Origin of the sequence: Streptomyces sp. NPDC126497 (genome assembly GCF_040302425.1) — a bacterium.
In the GTDB taxonomy this organism is placed as follows: Bacteria; Actinomycetota; Actinomycetes; order Streptomycetales; family Streptomycetaceae; genus Streptomyces.
In genome coordinates this window covers 1-16122 of sequence record NZ_JBEORT010000135.1, presented here as the reverse complement: position 1 = coordinate 16122, position 16122 = coordinate 1, and the positions used below count along the sequence as shown (strand labels likewise).

Here is a 16122-nt window from a genome sequence, read left to right as displayed (position 1 = left end):
GGCGCCCGGCCGCCTGGTGGCCGCCCCCTCGCCGCCCGTACCCGCGGCCGCCCTGTCCCCGGCGCCCGCCGGCGCCGGGGACGGGAGCGAGCAGGGGGAGCAGGCGATCGCGCTGTCGCACCGCGTCCGGGGCCGCCGCGTCGCGGATGGTGAACGTCCCCGTCAGGGTGATGTTCCGCCAGATCGAGACCGTCGCGCTGCTCGCCTCCTCCACGGGCGCGGCGGCAAAGGCCGACGGAGCCGCTCCCGGCGTCGCAGCCAGCCCGGCGGCGCACGCGGGCAGCAGGCCAGGCCCACGGCTCTCATGCGTACGGACATCTTCTCTCTCCCTCGTTGTCGTGGAGACGCGATTGCGTACCGAGCTCGGCGCGCATGCGTCGGCCTCTGAGCCGGAGAAGACGAGGGCGTCCTCTCCGCCGGTACGTACGGCAACGGCAGCGTCACCTCCGAAGGCTGGATGAACGAGGTCAGGTCGCCGTCGCTGTGGTGGGAGACCACGTGCGGCGGCGAGATCCGGCCGGAGAAGCACGCGTCCGCCCAGACGGACGCCTCCGGCGGCGTCATGATCTATGTGACGCTGCGGCGGTACGAGGGCACGAACGTCACCAACACCGACCTCGACGCGGAGTCGGGCTTCAACCGCTACGTCCCGGCCGGGCAGATCTCCACGCTCAGTGAGATCACTCCGCGCAGCGGCGAGAACGGCGGCAAGGACCGGTCGAAGCTCAACCTCACCCTGCACAACGACCGCTGACGGCACGCCTGGGCGGGTCACCCGGTCCACCGGTCCGCTGCCGTTCCCGGTTCCTCCGGGCGGCAACCGGAGCCATGGCTCCCACCTGAGCGAACAGCGCCCGGCGACGACGCTGGGCGCTAGCCTGGGTCCATGAAGCGCATCGGGGGAGATGTACGCGCGGGTCGTGTCACGGACGCGGCGTTACGGGCGGCGCGGTCCGCGCGGACCGTTGAGGAGTTCTTCGAGAAGGTCAAACGGGCCACGCGTCCGGCGCTGCGGTTCGACATCTGCGCCGGTGTGACCGTGGACCCGCAGACCCTGATGAACACCGGCGGCGACTACCGCGACGCACTGCCGCCGTCCATGATGCCGCGCATGCTCGACATCGAGTACCGGGAGGGCGACGCCAACGACCTGTCCCAGCTGGCGACCAGGGCGACGCCCGTGGGCCTGCTGAGCCGCGAGACGGGCGGCTGCCTCGAACGCAGCCCGCGCTACCGGGACATCATGCGGCCCATGGGGTTCCGGGACGAACTGCGGGTGCTGCTGCGTGACCGGCACGGGGCATGGGGCGCGCTGATCATGGGGCGCGCGCAGGACGCGCCCGCCTTCGCCCCGTCCGATCTGGCCGTGGCGGCCTCGCTCGCTCAGCCGCTCGGCTCCGTACTGCGCCGCCTGCACCTGACCCGGCTCGCTGAGGCCGGCGCGTCGGCGGCGGCACCGGGCCTGGTGCTGCTGGACGGGAACTACCGGGTGGTGCACCGCACCCCCACCGTGGACATGTGGTTTGACGACCTGGCCGGCGAACAGGCCGACGCCGCGCCCCCGTCCGCGGATGACCGGTTGCCTCCTGCCGTCTACGCCGTGGCGGCCGCGGTCCAGGCGCCCGACGCGCCGGGGACCCACACCTCCTGGATGCACAGCCCTGCGCATGGCCGCGTGCGGTTGCACGCCTGGTGTCTCGACCGCTCCGACACGACGGGGGCCCGTACCGTCGTCGTGGTCGAGAAGGCGGGCGCCGGCGAGCACTTCGCGTTGATCGCCGCGGCCTACGGGCTGACACCGCGCGAGAGGGACGTCACCGGGCTGGTCCTGCGCGGGCACTCCACCGCCGACATCGCACGCCGCGCCGGGCTGTCCCCGCACACGGTCCAGGACCACCTCAAGTCGGTGTTCGACAAGACCGGTCTGCACAGCCGGCGCGAGCTGGTGGCTGGCGTCTTCGCCCGCCATTACCTGTGACGTACGCGCAACGCGTCAGCCGTCAGGGCGTCCTGGCGCCAGCCGTCGAAAGGGCATCCGATCTATGGAGTAGGTGTTGCAGGATGTTTGTGTGACTGACGGCGTTGACGGTCGTTGCACGGTGCGTGAGTGCTCGGCGTCCGTACCGCAGTGACGTCTCCGATGCCCGCTGGGCTCTGGTCGAGCCGGTCCTCACGGCCTGGCGAGCAAGACGAACCGGGCCCGGCACGGCAGCCCGGGTGCACGACGTGCGGGAGATCGTCACCGCCGTCCTCTACGTCAACCGCACCGGCATCCCGTGGGAGTACCTGCCCCACGACTTCCCGCCGTACAAGACCGTCTACGACTACTACGCCGAGTGGGAGGCCGACGGCACCACCCAGCAGATCCACGACCTGCTCCGCGACAGGACCCGGCGCGCCCACGGCCGCAGCGCGGAGCCGACCGCGGCCGTGATCACACCAGTCATGCCGAGATCATCACACCGAGGTCAAGCAGAGGTCCCCAGCCCAGCTCTCACAACGGACCCGACCCGTGGGGAACGTGAGCTCCAGGACGACGCGCCCGGTGTTCGGCGCGTGTTCCTCCCGCACCTCCAGAACGTCCTCCCCGACATGGTCCGCGAACGGCGTCTCCCCATCGATCGTCCCCACGGTGACACGCCCCCAGTCGCCCATGTCGTAGCCGGCGTGCGGCTTCGACGCCTCAACGATCAGACACCAGTCCGATCCGGTCGTGAGGTGGATGGCGGCACCCCGGTCATCGATCAGCCACACATCCAGCGGACCCGCGGGGGCGTCACTGCCGTACATGTGCCACGAGCCGACGACCTCCGCGAGCCGACGCCCCACCAAGCTCTGCGCGCTCACCCCAGCACCGTGAAGAGGGCACTCGTTCGACTTGTCAGGCTCCATCGGCCGACAGTACCGCCAACCGAACTCCCAGGTCACAGCGTTATACGGGACAAGCCCGTGCCAGAGGCGGCGCGGGGCCCGTCGGCGGAGGGTACGTACGCCGATGTGACCGGGATCGTCGGGACACTCGGCGTGGGTTCGGCACGCCGGAGGGCGGACCGACCGGACGGTATGCAAGGAGGGTGTCCGCCCCCTAGGCTTCTGCCCGGCGCCCCGCCCCGACCGGAACCGGCGCGCCCCCGACGAGAAGGAGGACCCCATGGCCGTCGACCCCCGGGGAGCCGATCTCGCACGGCTGACGGAGGAGGACCCCGGTGGTCCCGTCGTCATGCTCAACCTGCTGCGCTTCGCTCCCGATGGCCGAGCCCTCTACGAGGAGTACTCGCGACGGGCGGCCGCCTTCCTGAAGCGGTACGGAGGCGAACTGCTCTACGCCGGTGACGGCGACACCCCCCTGGTCGCCGGGGACGGACAGGCCTGGGACGCGGTGCTGCTCGTCCGCTACCCCGATCGCACGGCGTTCAGCCGCATGGTGGCCGATCCCGAGTACCAGGAGATCACCGGTCTGCGCTCCCGGGCCTTGTCCGAGGCCGTGCTTCAGCCGACCAACCCCTGGCCCTCCGGTCGCGACCGGTGATCACGAGGTCCGTACCATGTCCGCGCCCTGCGGGCCTGGTGCGGCCGGAGCCGCGGATCGAGCCGCCCGGCGGCAGGACTTCACGCCTCAGCGGCTCCTGCGGCGAGGGTTCTCGATGACAGCCCTCCGCCGCCCCCCTCGACGCGATGTCCCGCTCCGGCAGTCGTCCCAGCGCGGACACCGGCTACGTCGGGGCGGCCGCGGCGGCAGGCCACCGCCCTCCGACCGTGAGACCGGCAAGCAGCGCAACACCGTCGAGCGGTGCATCAACCGCCTCAAGCAGTGGCGCGGCCTCGCCACCCGCTACGAGAAGACCGCCACCGTCCACCTGGCCGGACTCCACATCGCGGGCATCTCCCTCCGGTCCGCCCGGTGATCCAAACGAAACTGCCTAGTGCCAGGGATCGAGGGCAAGTTTGCCCCGGGTCCGGCCCGCTTCGAGTTGCAGGAGTACCGCCGGTCCTTCAGCCAGGGGACGCACGTCCGGGGTGCCGGGCGGGTAGACGCCGTGGGCGATGAGAGCTTCGAGCTCGGCGAGCAACGGCTGGTAGAGGGAGGGGGCCGCGACCGCCAGCGCGCCGATGTGCAGGCCCTTGATCTGTACCTGGTGGGTGAAGACCAGGTTGTGTGTGGTCACGGTGGCGTCACCGGAAGCGGCGCCGAACACGACGATGCGTCCGGTGAAGGGCTTGGTGACCGACAGGCTGGCCTCGAACGTGGCCCGGCCCACCGATTCCAGGACCAGGTCGACCCCGCCGGTCAGGCGGATGATCTCCTCGGCCAGATCGGGGCGTCGGCTGTCCAGGACCTCGTCGGCGCCGAGCTCTTCGACAGCTTCGTGCTTCGCTGGTGACGCCGTGGCGATCACGCGCGCACCGTAGTGGCGGGCGAGGCGAACGGCGGCCTGCCCGACGCCGCCGGCTGCGGCATGCACGAGCACCACCTCACCCGTTCTGATCTCACCCAGCGGCTTCAGTGCCGCCAAGGCGGTGGCCCAGTTCAGCACCAGGCCGAGGGCTTCGGCGTCGCTCCATCCGGACGGCACGGGAAGCGCACCCGCGGCCGGCATCGTCATGTACTGGGCGAAGGCACCCGGGCCGACTCCCACGACGTGGGTACCGAGCGGCAGCGGACTCTTGACATCCGGGCCGACTCCCACGATCTCGCCGGCGGCCTCGAAGCCCGCCACGTAGGGGGCTTGTGGGCCTCCTCCGTATGTGCCGTGGGTCTGCATGACATCGGCGAAGTTGACCCCTGCGGCACCGACGCGGATCAGGTACTCGCCGGGCCCCGGGGCGGGGCGGCGGTGATCCGTCGTGAGAGTCAGGTCCTTCGGTCCCCGGTGCGACCGCTGGACCAGTGCGCGTACGGTCTGCTCGGCGGTGTGCTGCTGCCTGTTGCTCTCCATGCACCGAACGTAGGAGCCTGACACTTACGTCAAGGTCAAGCGACTGTCAGAGATCAGTACGGCGGGCTTCTTGCAGGTAGGCGTCGAGTGCCGCCTGCTGATCTCTGAGAACGGCGATGCGGGCAGCGAGCCGATCACGATAGCCCTGCACCTCGTGCAGGAACTCCGCGCACACCACTTCGGTGCCGGCACCGGATCCGTCAGTAAGGCCGGGCAGAACCTCCCTGATCAGCCGCACGGGCAGCCCGGACTCCAGCAGTGAGCGGATGACAAGCACCCGGTCGACGGTGGACTGGCAGTAGTCGCGGAACCCATTGCTGAAACGGCCAGGGACGATCAATCCCTCGTCCTCGTAGTGCCGCAACGATCGCGCACTCACGCCGCTGACTCTGGAAGCCTCGCCAATCTTCATACCTGCAGCTAACGTCCAACCGCACCGCAGTCTTCCGGCACTTGCCCGATGAACCGCTCCGGGATCGGTGGAGGCTTCGGAGTGTCCTGAGTTCGGTGGAGTCGTGTCGCTTGGTTTTGCGCTACAGGCGCTGCACGTGGTTCGTACTCGACCGGAGTGAGCATCTCCAGGGCCGAGTGCCTGCGCCGGCGGCTGAGCAGTTCCACCTGGACCCGGGCCCAGAGGGACCCCGTCATCGCGTTGTCCACGCAGTCCTCGATCGGGCCCATGGACGGCAGGAGGCCGGAGGTGCGGGCCCGTTAGGTGAACGCCCGGGAGCTGGGCGACCTCGGCGACCTTGCGGCCGGATGCGACAAGGTCGAGGACCCGGCGGCGGAACTCGGGCGGATGGCTGCGGGGCACGGCGGCCTCCGGATGCTGCTGGACCAGTCAGTTCTCCAGCAACCCGACTCCATCAGGCTCGGGGCAGACCACCCCTTCCGAGCCGGACTCTCCACCGCCAGGACCGCGCTTCTCCGAGTGAATCTCCGAGTGAAGAGGTCCTCGGCCCGGCGTCTCGGAAACCGCTCGAGCAGTCGCGGCGGAGCGTGTGGGGGTGTTGCCGTCGTGCCCGGGGCTGGGGGTGGCCGGGTTCCGGGCACGACGGCGGTCACATGCCGAGGATGCGGCGTAGGGCATCGGCCGGGTCCACGCCCAGCACGCGTGCGACGAGGAGCACGCCCAGGACGAGCGGGGTGACGACGCCGGCCTTGCCGGCGAAGCCCTTGACGAACAGCGGCCACCGCTGCCGACCGGGGGAGCGGCGGAAATACCCAGGAAAGGGCGACGCAGACTGTCGTGTTTACCGTGCACGGTGGTGGCATGAACCAGGACACCACCACCCAGCACATCACCGGCGGCGCTCCGCTGACCGGCCGGATCGCACTCGTCGCCGGGGCCACACGCGGTGCCGGACGCGCGCTCGCCGTCGAACTCGGCCGGCTGGGCGCCACGGTCTACGTCACCGGCCGCACCACCCGTACGCACGCCAGCGAGATCGGCCGGACCACGGAGACCATCGAGGAGACCGGCGAACTGGTGACGGCGGCCGGCGGCACCGGTATCGCGGTGCCCACCGACCACCTCGACGAAGACCAGGTACGCGCCCTCGTCGGACGCATCGAACGCGAGCAGGAACGGCTGGACATCCTCGTCAACGACCTGTGGGGCGGCGAGCACCTCCTCGTCAAGTCCGTGTTCGGCAAGAAGAGCTGGGAGACGCCCCTCGCCGACGGACTGCGCATCCTGGAACTCGGAGTCCGGTCCCACGTGATCACCGCGGCGCTGGCCCTCCCGCTTCTGGTGCGCTCCGACGCCCCGCTCCACGTCGAGGTCACCGACGGCACGGCGGCCTCCAACCGCCGCTACCGTGAGAACCTCTTCTACGACCTCGCCAAGAACGCACCGATTCGGATCGCCTTCGGCTTGGGGGAGGAACTGGCGCAGTACGGGGGCACGGCCGTCGCCGTCACACCGGGCTTCATGCGCTCGGAACAGATGCTCGCCCATTTCGGTGTGAGCGAGGAGAACTGGCGCGACGCCGTCGCCCGGGAACCGGCCTTCGCCATCGCCGAGTCACCGCACTACCTCGCCCGCGCGGTCGCCGCGCTTGCCGCAGACCCGGACCGGGCGGTTCGCTGGAACAAGAAGTCCGCCTCCAGCGCGGACCTCGCCAAGGCCTACGGCGTACGCGATGTGGACGGTAGCCAGCCCGACGCCTGGGCGTACTTCGAGGACATCCGGTACGGCGGGAAGGACGGCTCGGCGGACGACTACCGCTGACGCATCCCGAACCGGAAACAGACGCCGCTGCCGCCGAGCGTCACGGAAGACAGGAACGACAGCTGTCCGAGTCCCTGGGGGGACGTCGCGGGTGCGGGGCACGGGACCATCGACGTGCTGGGTTGCCCGCACCAGCAATCTGCAACAGGTTTCTCTGAGCACCCCCGAGGGACGGCTCGTCGCCTTACACCGGGGTGAGCGGCAGCGGCAAGACCTCGCTGGCCGTGGACACCCTGCGCAGCGAGATCGAACTGCGTCACGTGGAGGGTCTTCGCCGTTCGTGCGGCAGCCGGCGACAAGGCGGGACCGGCCCCGAACCGGGTCGTACCGGAGGACTGGAAACAACGACGGGCCATGCTCACTCGCCTTCATGCGTTGAACACGGCGTTACGGCGCAGCTGTTCCGCGCACCACCGGAAGTGCCCGTCGCTGTCGTCCAGGCCGAAAAGGTCGTAGGTCGTAAGCGCGTATGCGGCCTGATAGGCGGTGAGGGTCGTCGGCGCGTACCCGAGCTCGTGGGCGAAGAGCCCGGTGAGGTCCGCGGTGTGCTCCTCGGCGTGCGGACCGTACATGTCCCAGACGGCAGCGGTGACGGCGGCCTCGAAGGCCGGGTCGCCCGCGGTCGTGTAGAAGCCGAAGTCGAGCACCGCGACGGGCCTGCCGGCCACGTCGATGTGGATGTTGGACGGGACGAGGTCGCCGTGGATCGCTGTCACCGGGGCCCCGGGGAGCGAGCGCAGTGCCTCTTGCGTGCGTTCGACTCCCGCGTCGAAGCCCGACACGTAGCCGGCCAGGGCGGCACCGTGCCGGGCTGCGGCCCGGGCGACCAGAGCCGCGAGCGCGTCGCGGAAGCAGTCGTGTCCCCGCCACAACGGACGGTCGTCACCCTGCACGGTCAACTGGCGCATGGCGTCGGTGCCGGGCACGGAAGCCAGACCACGCAGAACGGCAAGCAGCGCGTCGCTGTGCCGGGTCGGCACCTCGCGCCCATGGTCCGAGGGTGCGGAGTCGACCCGCATCGAGACTCCGGGCAGCTCGCGCTCGTACGTCACCAGGACGCCCTCGTGGTCCTCAACGTCGAGAATCTCCGGAGTCGAGAACGGCAGCGGGTGCCGCGCGATGTCCACGTACACCTGGCGGGTGAGATCGAAGTCGGCTGGCGGCCGACCGCTCCACACCTTGGCGACCCGGCCCTCGCCCAGCCTGTAAACGACGCCCTCGACGCCGGCACCGATACGGCGGACACCCGTGTGCCCGCGGTCGGCGAAGCGCGCAGGCCATGGGTCGGAGAGCGGGGCCTCCATGTTCGGGATCTTCTCCATCCGCATATTGGACCAGCAGCCGCACCGACCTCACCGGGCGTTTCTACGCTGCGCATCGCCCGCACGCCGAGGGAGCGTGCTGAAGGCCAGGCTTCCGAAACACGACCTGGCTTGACTCTGTCGGGGACCTTGGAGTCGTTGAGGTCAGCTGTCCAGGCTTCTCCACGACTTCGGCCGGGGGATCTCGCGTCGGTCGAGGTAGTTCTGGAAGGCGGTTGGCCGGCGGGACATGGGGGCTTCCTCGGTGGGTGGAAGTCCGCTGAGGCGTTCGATGTCGACGGCCAGGTGCGGGGACGTGCCGGCGACTTCTTCGAGTGCGGCACGGACCGGCTCGGCTGCCTGCCGGTGATGACGCCGTAATCACCGGCGGCGGTGAGCGTGCAGTGCCAGCGGCCAGGGGAGAGCTCGGGCAGAGGTTCCGTACGGCACCCGGTCGCGGACCCGGGGGCTGCCGTACTACGTCACAAGCCCATCTTCGCAGTCGGAAGATCCGTGCGGATCACCCCAGCTGACCGTTCAGGGGGGAGCTGCCACGGCTGGTCGTCATCTCACCGCTGCCGAACAAAAGGTACGGGAGGCCTTCCTCCTCCCAGGGAGACCGTCGCCATGAACCACTCCACCACAGTCCTGTGTCGGACCCCGCCATGGCCGTGCACGCGGAAGCGATAGCCCACCTGCTGCTCGGCAAGTGCGATCCAGCGCCCGGACACGTTCCTGCCTTACGGTTACACGGAGCGGCAGCGACGGGAGAGCCAGGTTTTTGGAGTCATGAGGTTATTGGCGTTGTGGTCAGGGGATCAAGGTGTCCCGAGCAACATCGCGACGGCTGCACGTGCCTGACGGGCCGGGGCCGGGTCGCCGCTGATGCCGGCCGTCACGATGGCCCCTTCGGCAAGCAGGAAGACCGGTTCAGCCACCGACAGCCCGGTGGCGTGGACCCATACTGCGATCTGCTCGTGGAACTCCTGCTTGTGCGACCGGACTTCGGCCAACACGGCCTCGGACGATGAGCCGAGCTCGCCGTAGGCGTTGATCCAGGCGCATCCGCGGAAGCCGGGTTCTGCGAACCACTCGGCAAGCCAGTCGAAGATCGCGAGCACGCGCTCGCGGGGATCCGGGACCTGCTCCACGTGGGCGGCCAGGTTTCCCCTCCATCGCTGGTCGCGACGTTTGAGTACCGCCACCACCAGGTCCTCCTTCGCCGCGAAGAACCGGTAGATCCGCTTCAACGGTAGGCCGGACGCCGCACGGATCTCGTCCATGCCGACCGCCTGGATGCCTCGCTCGTAGAAGAGCCTCTCCGCTGCGTCGAGCAGTGCTTCGCGGTCCAGGCGGTTCTGCTCGTCGGTGATCGGCGCCGGCATCCGGAACTCCTTGACGTTGAGAATGATCGTTCTCTACCTTAGGTTCCGCCGCTGGAGAACGTTCGTTCTCCATATGAGGAGGTCGCAGTGCCGGAAGACCGCCCGCCCTACCCACCGTTCACACAGAAGGCGGCCCTGCAGAAGGTCCAGGCGGCTGAGGATGCCTGGAACACCCGCGACCCCCACCGAGTGGCACTGGCGTACACGCCGGACTCGATCTGGCGGAACCGGGATACGTTCATCCGCGGCCGCGATGAAATCGTCGCTTTCCTGACGCAGAAGTGGGAGCGCGAACTGGACTACGCGCTGCGAAAGAGCCTCTGGGGGTTTCACGAGGACCGGATCGCCGTCCGCTTCCAGTACGAGTGGCACGACGCGGAAGGCCAGTGGTGGCGCAGCTACGGCAATGAACTGTGGGAGTTCGACGAACGCGGTCTTATGCGGCGCCGCGAGGCGAGCGTCAACGACGTCGCCATCCCTGAAGCCGATCGGCGGATCCGCGGCCCCCGGCCCACGGACGAGCACGGAGTCGACTTCCCGCTCCGGTAGCGCCCGCCGCCACGCCGTCCCAAGCCGGTGGGTTCAGGCAGCGCGACCGTCTGTGTCCACCGCGCTCACGTAGTCGATGGGAAACCCTGTGTTCCACGCCAACGTGCCTCTGTCCACCGGGGAGCGACGCCGGCTTGCGGCATCAAGCGCCACCTGCTCGTCGATACTCGCGGCACCGTCCTGATCACCTGCGTGAGCCCGGCGAGCGTCGGCGATCGTGATGGCGCCGCGGTGTTGTTCTCCCGGGCAGCCGATGCCTTCCCGAGCCTTCGGCACGTGTGGGCGGACCAGGGTTACCGCGGCGCCGACTTCCATGCCTGGGCCCGGGAAGCCACCGGCGTCACCGTGCAGGTCGTGCAGCGCCGTGACGGCGGATTCCGCTCGGCCTGGGCGAAGGCAGGGACACCGCCTCCGGCCGTGCCCCTCTTCGCGGTGGTCCCGCGACGTTGGGTGGTGGAGCGGACGGTCGCCTGGCTGGGATGATGCCGCCGCCTGTCGAAGGACTTACGAGTGCCTGCCCGTGTGCTCGGCGAACGCCGTCTACCTCACCATGGCCATGCTCCTCGTACGGCGCCCTGCACGGTCAGTCCGCTGACCAGTTTTTCAGACGCCCCCTCACCGCGCCACCGACGCGCCGACCGCCTCACGGCAAGGGCATTTCCTGCTCGATCCAGTGCGTGATCGAGGGGCGCGAGGGGCGCCAGCCGAGGTCGTGAGCCCGGGTGGCACGTACGCGGCTGTTGGCGCCGAGGGCGTACCGGGAGAAACCTTCCCCCCACGCGGCCGCGGCGGAACCCAGATCCCACGGCTCCACCGGCCCCAGCCCCAGCCGACGGGCGATCGCCTCCCCGATATCGGCGAACGAGGCGTCCTCGCCGCCCTCCACGAAGTAGAAGCCCGTGGCCGCGGGGTCGGTGAGCGCCAGGTGATACAGGTCGGCCATGTCATCGAGGTGCACCGTCGACCAGCGGTTCAGGCCGCGTCCGACGACGCGGACGGTCCTGCCGGCCTGGGCCTGTGTGACCAGTGGCGGGATCAGCACGGTCTGCGGGCGCGGTCCCGTGCCGTTGCCGTAGATCAGTGAGTTGCACAGCACCACCGAACGCACTCCCGCCGCAGCGGCGTCGACGACGGAGCGGTCGATGGCGTACCGGGCACGCCGGATCTCGTGGTCCCCCGGGCCGAAGGGCTTCGCGTCGTCGAAGACCACCTCGGATGCGTACTGGCCCTGGGCGTCGTCACCGATGACGCTGGTCCCGCTGGTGTGGATCAACACCTTGCCCGAACCCCGCAGGGCGTCGACAAAGGCGGCCACAGCGCCGCGGTGGTCGCTGTGAGCGGCGTTGATGACCGCGTCGGCGCGGTCGGCCTCTCGCTTGAGCAGCGTCGCGTCGTCGAGGTCCCCGACGACCGGTTCGATGCCGTCGGCGGCGAGAACATCGACCACGCCGGGCGTGCGGGTCAAGCCGCGCACCGTGTGCCCCTCGCGGATCAGGCGGCGGGCTACAGCTCCGCCGATATAGCCGCCGGCACCTGTGAGAAAGACGTCCATGATGACTCCTGACGATGTTGGGGTGGTGGGGTGTCAGCTACGGAAGCGGCCTGCGGCACGCAGGGCTTCATCCAGCGGCAGGCGCTGCTGTTGGTCGCCGAACTCGCAGATGCGAGTGATGCGTCCCTCGTGGACCATCACCTGGAGGCAACGTGAAATGCGCACCGGGGTGCCGTTTTCCAATTCGCCCGAAGCGGTGGCGGCCAGAGCGAAGCCGTGGTGGTCCACGTGGAGAGACCAGATGCGGTCGGCGTGGTTTCTCACGAGGTCGGCGGTCGCACGGAGCATCCGCAGCATCGCACCCGCGAATTCCTTGCCGGGAAGTGACACGGTCTCGTGATCGAAGCTGTGCCAGACCTCCACGGTCTCGGCGAAGAGCAGATCGAACTCGGGGTCAACCTGCGTCAGGCCGTATGTCCCGGTGAACCGACTGGCGACGTGGCGCACAGCGGCCAAGCAGGCGGAGAACTCGGAGTCTTGCTCGTCGGGCCGGCTCGCAGCGGCTGCGGCTATGTCACTGCTGGTCATCGATTGCCCTCTCATACCTACCCCAATGCAGTTAGGGGCGCTCGAGGACCAGCGTCCGCGCAACCGTGCCAATTCACGAAGGCGCTTTGCTGCTATGGCAAAAATCGCCGATCGGGTGGTCTCGGGTGACGCGGCGGCACATGTCCCTGAGCCGAACATTGAGCCCCGGACCTGCCCACACCCGCCGGTCCATTCCCACAAGGCCAGAGGGAGCACACTCGGCACTGCACTCAACGTGGCTCTCGTGGGCTCACCCGCCCACTGCCACGACCGCACCTGCCGCCTCCCGTGACCTGCGCCACTCAAAATGCGATGGCACGGGCTCAGATTTCGATGGCACAGGACACTCATCCACCCGCCGGAATGAGCCAGGGTCTGAAGCCTGCACCGTGCGCCTGACGGACCGCTCGTTCTCGCCATCGGGATCGGTCAACCGCGGGCTGATCCACTCACTCAGCGTGGCCGCACCACAGAACCTGTGCCGGAACCCGAGAGACGACAGCGGTGGCTCATCAGTTTCGACAGCACTGAAAGGGTGATGGGGGTTTCGAACGCCGCCGAGCCCGGACGTGGGGCGGTGAGGGCCGGGGCTGTGTGGCGTACCGGTTTGGGCGGCCTCCTTCGCCGGGCGCGGGTCAGGGTTGTGTGTCCTGTACGAGCGTTTCTGCTTGTACGTGCTGGACGGCCGCGGTCGTGCAGGCTGCGCGCACGAAGGCGGCGACGGCCGGGGAGCGGGCGTCCTGGGGCCAAGCGACGGACAGGGCGGCGTCGGGTAGGTCGCTGACCGGGCGGTAGGCAATGCCGGGACGTGGGTAGCGCTGGGCTACGGACGTGGGCGCGAAGAAGACGATGCTGCCGGTCTCGACGAGGCTGAAGATCTCCGACAGGTTCGACGCCGGTCGTGCCGCGCCGGGTCGAGGCCGCTGCGCGAGGGGGCGCCCGTGGTGTGCCGGCGTGCCTCCTGGGGCCGTGCGGCCGGTCAGGTCGTCAAGACAGAGCGCGGTCCGGGCGGCCAGCGGGTCGGCGGCGGCCATGGCGACCAGGAGCGGTTCGGTCAGCAGCGGCTCGCTGTCCAGGCCGCGGTCGTCGAACGGTGACAGGACGAGTCCCACGTCGGCACGGCCGTCGCGCAGAGCCTGCGGTTGCTCGCCGAAGCCTCCGAGGACCAGTTCCGACGGCAGCGAGGCGTCGTCGGCGTGGTAGGCGTCCAGGATCTGCGGCAACAGACCGCCGTCGATGTCGGCTTTGAGGGCGATGCGCAGTCGCGGCGACGAACGGCCTGCCTCCCGGACGCGGTGGGCGGCAGCGGTGACCGCCTCCAGCGCCCTGCGGGCGTCGCGCAGCAGGACCTCGCCGGCCGCGGTGACCTCCACCTGCCGTGTGGTGCGCTCGAACAGAGTGACATCGAGCTGCCGCTCCAGGTCCCGGATCGCGCGGGACAAGGGAGGCTGCGCCATCCCCAGCCGCTCGGCGGCGCGCCCGAAGTGCAGTTCCTCCGCGACGGCGACGAAGTACCGCAGCTGCCGCACCTCCAGATCACCCATATCCCCAAGGTATCAATGCTGATCGAGCTGGTCTTTCACCTTCACCGTCCTGCCGGGTTGTACTCGAGGGCGGCGACATCCGCAGCTGTCGCCGCCGGATCGTCTTTCACGGAGGTACGCCATGATCGTCATCACCACACCCACCGGCGACATCGGCCGACAGGTCGTAGACAGGCTCCTGGACGCCGGGGAGGCAGTCCGTGCGATCGTCCGCGATCCCTCCCGCCTGCCGAAGCACGTGCGCGCGAACGCCGAGATCGTGCAGGGTTCTCACGGTGACGCCGACACGATCGCCAAGGCGCTCGAGGGCGCCGACCGGATGTTCTGGCTCGTACCGCCGGCCGGTTTCCGCGATGCCGGCGACGCCAGGCACTACTACCTGGACTTCACCCGGCACACCGCCCAGGAGGCCGCGAAGCGGAACGTGCGCATGGTGGGTGTCACCTCCCTGGGACGCGGATACCAGGACAAGGCCGGGCTCCTGTCGGCCGCGCTGGCCATGGACGAGATGATCGAAGCCAGCGGCGTTCCCTACAGGGCCCTGGCCCTGCCGTTCTTCATGGAGAACCTGCTCCGCCAGGCCCAGGGAATCAAGGAACGCAAAACGATCACCATGGCGAACGCTGCCGACCGGCCCCTGCTGACCGTCGCCACCCAAGACGTCGCCGATGCCGCCGCAGCCCTCCTCCTCGACACCTCCTGGAGCGGCCAGACACGCGTCCCCCTGGTCGGCCCCGACAAGCTGACCCCCGACGCCATGGCCGACGTCATCTCCCAGACCCTGGGCCACACGGTGCGCTATCACCAGGTTCCGCTCGCCGACTTCCGGGCCACGATGGTGCAGCGCGGCGCGAGCCCGGCGCTGGCACAGGACATGGCCGACATGGTCCGGGCGCAGAACGAAGGGATCTACGACGTCGAAACCCGAGAGGCGGGCTCCACCACCGCCACCGGGTTCCGCCGGTGGTGCCGGGACATCCTTGGCCCGGCCGTCCGTGCCTGACACCTCATCAACCTTCGGCGCACCGCTCGACCTGCCGCGCTCATGGCTCTTTCGGCCATCGTCCCCCAGTCGAACAGCCACGAGCCGGGGCGCTGCCCAAAGCGGTGTCGGCGTACGACCCACGCTGTGTCCTCGGGCCAGAGCACGGTTGATGATCTCGGTTGAGATCATCAGACCGGGCGGAGACACTCGCACGATGAGTCACAGCGCATCGCTCGGATCAGTCGAACGTACTGGGGACGGGCCGTGGTACCGGGTGCGCACGGAGTCCTTCGAGGCATCCTTCCTGCTCGACCCGGACGACGACCTGGACCTGGTGTGCAATGTTGATCTCGAAGTCCGGCTTCCGGATGGATCCCGATGGAGCGCGACTGTCTTCACCGTTGCTGAAGTCGCACGTCTGATGGAGACCTGGTCGGGGAGCGACGAGGCTCCGGGTGGTCGCTGCTTCTGGTGCTCGGACGGGCTGATCGTCCGTGAGCCTGGCGTCAGCAAGATGACTGATGTCATCGCTGGCCTGCTGGACTCCGGTGAGTTCGCCCAGGTCCTCCAGCGACTCGGTGGCGACTGACCAGGGCCGGGTCTCCGCGGGATGATCTTCTGGGCTGCGTCGGTCTCGCGCTCGATGGCCTTGAGTCGGTTCTTCAGCCGGTAGCCGGGCCCGTTGATGGAGGTCACCTCACGGTGGTGCAGGAGGCGGTCGAGGACGGCGGTGGCGAGGACCTCATCACCGAACGCCCGTCCCCGTTCGCTGAAGGACTTGTTCGGGGTCAGGATGATCGAGCCCTTCTCGTAACGCTTCGAGATCACCTGGAAGACCAGGTTGGCTTCTGCGCGTTCGAGGGACTGGTAGCCGGCCTCATCGACCACGAGGACGCCCGGCCGCAGGTGGGTGCCGAGCTTGCTGACCAGCCGTCCGGCGACCTCGGCGGCTTTGAGGTTGCGGATCATGTCGTCGAGGCTGGTGAAGCAGATCGAGTGGCCGGCCCGGCAGGCCGCTTCCTCACCCTGGGCGGCCGCACGGACGTCCGTGATCCCGAGGGCGTGCTCGCCCGTGACGGGTTGCTCGGCGCGCCGTACCGCAAGCAGG

19 protein-coding genes and 2 pseudogenes are annotated in these 16122 nt (G+C 69.2%); 11 read left to right on the top strand and 10 right to left on the bottom strand.

Going from position 1 to position 16122, the window contains the following annotated elements:
• Positions 1-214 (bottom strand): hypothetical protein (locus ABTY20_RS32680; RefSeq protein WP_352000771.1); only part of this gene is annotated, 214 nt, incomplete at its 3' end.
• 243 nt (positions 215-457) lie between these two features.
• On the opposite strand from ABTY20_RS32680, the gene ABTY20_RS32675 reads away from it, so the two are divergent.
• From ABTY20_RS32675 to ABTY20_RS32665, 3 genes and pseudogenes are all read left to right on the top strand, one after another.
• On the top strand, positions 458-754 hold the full coding sequence (locus ABTY20_RS32675) for a hypothetical protein (protein WP_352000770.1): 297 nt from the start codon (positions 458-460) through the stop codon (positions 752-754).
• A 132-nt stretch (positions 755-886) separates the two neighbouring features.
• On the top strand, positions 887-1978 hold the full coding sequence (locus ABTY20_RS32670; RefSeq protein ID WP_352000769.1) for a helix-turn-helix transcriptional regulator: 1092 nt from the start codon (positions 887-889) through the stop codon (positions 1976-1978).
• 125 nt (positions 1979-2103) lie between these two features.
• A pseudogene (locus ABTY20_RS32665) lies at positions 2104-2344 on the top strand (transposase); the annotation flags it as partial.
• A gap of 113 nt (positions 2345-2457) precedes the next feature.
• On the opposite strand, the gene ABTY20_RS32660 reads toward ABTY20_RS32665, so the two are convergent.
• Positions 2458-2892, bottom strand: coding sequence for a hypothetical protein (locus ABTY20_RS32660; protein ID WP_352000768.1), 435 nt, complete (start codon positions 2890-2892; stop codon positions 2458-2460).
• A gap of 259 nt (positions 2893-3151) precedes the next feature.
• Between ABTY20_RS32660 and ABTY20_RS32655 the strand changes: the two genes are divergently transcribed.
• Positions 3152-3529, top strand: coding sequence for a DUF1330 domain-containing protein (locus tag ABTY20_RS32655; RefSeq protein WP_352000767.1), 378 nt, complete (start codon positions 3152-3154; stop codon positions 3527-3529).
• A 115-nt stretch (positions 3530-3644) separates the two neighbouring features.
• Positions 3645-3905, top strand: a complete 261-nt coding sequence (locus tag ABTY20_RS35450; RefSeq protein ID WP_502991940.1) for a hypothetical protein — start codon at positions 3645-3647, stop codon at positions 3903-3905.
• 15 nt (positions 3906-3920) lie between these two features.
• On the opposite strand, the gene ABTY20_RS32645 is transcribed toward ABTY20_RS35450, so the two are convergent.
• Positions 3921-4937, bottom strand: coding sequence for an NADPH:quinone oxidoreductase family protein (locus ABTY20_RS32645; protein ID WP_352000766.1), 1017 nt, complete (start codon positions 4935-4937; stop codon positions 3921-3923).
• 46 nt (positions 4938-4983) lie between these two features.
• Positions 4984-5349 carry a MerR family transcriptional regulator gene (locus ABTY20_RS32640; protein WP_352000765.1) on the bottom strand — a complete coding sequence of 122 codons (366 nt, stop codon included), beginning with the start codon at positions 5347-5349 and terminating at the stop codon, positions 4984-4986.
• A gap of 156 nt (positions 5350-5505) precedes the next feature.
• Between ABTY20_RS32640 and ABTY20_RS32635 the strand changes: the two genes are divergently transcribed.
• Complete coding sequence (locus ABTY20_RS32635) at positions 5506-5652, top strand: hypothetical protein (protein ID WP_352000764.1); 147 nt, start codon at positions 5506-5508, stop codon at positions 5650-5652.
• 558 nt (positions 5653-6210) lie between these two features.
• The gene (locus ABTY20_RS32630) at positions 6211-7170 is read left to right on the top strand and encodes an SDR family oxidoreductase (RefSeq protein WP_352000763.1); all 960 of its coding nucleotides are present in this window, start codon (positions 6211-6213) and stop codon (positions 7168-7170) included.
• 368 nt (positions 7171-7538) lie between these two features.
• Here ABTY20_RS32630 and ABTY20_RS32625 read toward each other — a convergent pair whose 3' ends face one another.
• Positions 7539-8492, bottom strand: coding sequence for a phosphotransferase family protein (locus ABTY20_RS32625; protein WP_352000762.1), 954 nt, complete (start codon positions 8490-8492; stop codon positions 7539-7541).
• Positions 8493-9289: 797 nt separating this feature from the next.
• Positions 9290-9856 carry a TetR/AcrR family transcriptional regulator gene (locus tag ABTY20_RS32620; RefSeq protein WP_352000761.1) on the bottom strand — a complete coding sequence of 189 codons (567 nt, stop codon included), beginning with the start codon at positions 9854-9856 and terminating at the stop codon, positions 9290-9292.
• An 87-nt stretch (positions 9857-9943) separates the two neighbouring features.
• On the opposite strand from ABTY20_RS32620, the gene ABTY20_RS32615 reads away from it, so the two are divergent.
• Both ABTY20_RS32615 and ABTY20_RS32610 read left to right on the top strand, forming a co-directional pair.
• On the top strand, positions 9944-10405 hold the full coding sequence (locus tag ABTY20_RS32615; protein ID WP_352000760.1) for a nuclear transport factor 2 family protein: 462 nt from the start codon (positions 9944-9946) through the stop codon (positions 10403-10405).
• Between the two features lie 27 nt (positions 10406-10432).
• Positions 10433-10888 carry a transposase gene (locus tag ABTY20_RS32610; protein ID WP_352000759.1) on the top strand — a complete coding sequence of 152 codons (456 nt, stop codon included), beginning with the start codon at positions 10433-10435 and terminating at the stop codon, positions 10886-10888.
• 160 nt (positions 10889-11048) lie between these two features.
• Here ABTY20_RS32610 and ABTY20_RS32605 read toward each other — a convergent pair whose 3' ends face one another.
• From ABTY20_RS32605 to ABTY20_RS32595, 3 genes are all read right to left on the bottom strand, one after another.
• On the bottom strand, positions 11049-11957 hold the full coding sequence (locus ABTY20_RS32605; protein WP_352000758.1) for an NAD-dependent epimerase/dehydratase family protein: 909 nt from the start codon (positions 11955-11957) through the stop codon (positions 11049-11051).
• 33 nt (positions 11958-11990) lie between these two features.
• Entirely contained in the window at positions 11991-12485 is a 495-nt protein-coding gene (locus ABTY20_RS32600; protein ID WP_352000757.1) for a hypothetical protein, read from the bottom strand.
• Positions 12486-13120: 635 nt separating this feature from the next.
• Positions 13121-14029: a LysR family transcriptional regulator gene (locus ABTY20_RS32595; RefSeq protein WP_352000756.1), complete on the bottom strand. Its 909-nt coding sequence runs from the start codon at positions 14027-14029 to the stop codon at positions 13121-13123.
• Positions 14030-14150: 121 nt separating this feature from the next.
• On the opposite strand from ABTY20_RS32595, the gene ABTY20_RS32590 reads away from it, so the two are divergent.
• Positions 14151-15032 carry an NmrA family NAD(P)-binding protein gene (locus ABTY20_RS32590; protein ID WP_352000755.1) on the top strand — a complete coding sequence of 294 codons (882 nt, stop codon included), beginning with the start codon at positions 14151-14153 and terminating at the stop codon, positions 15030-15032.
• A 196-nt stretch (positions 15033-15228) separates the two neighbouring features.
• Complete coding sequence (locus tag ABTY20_RS32585; RefSeq protein WP_352000754.1) at positions 15229-15603, top strand: hypothetical protein; 375 nt, start codon at positions 15229-15231, stop codon at positions 15601-15603.
• Positions 15604-15635: 32 nt separating this feature from the next.
• Here ABTY20_RS32585 and ABTY20_RS32580 read toward each other — a convergent pair.
• A pseudogene (locus ABTY20_RS32580) lies at positions 15636-16034 on the bottom strand (ATP-binding protein); the annotation flags it as partial.
• Positions 16035-16122 lie beyond the last annotated feature (88 nt).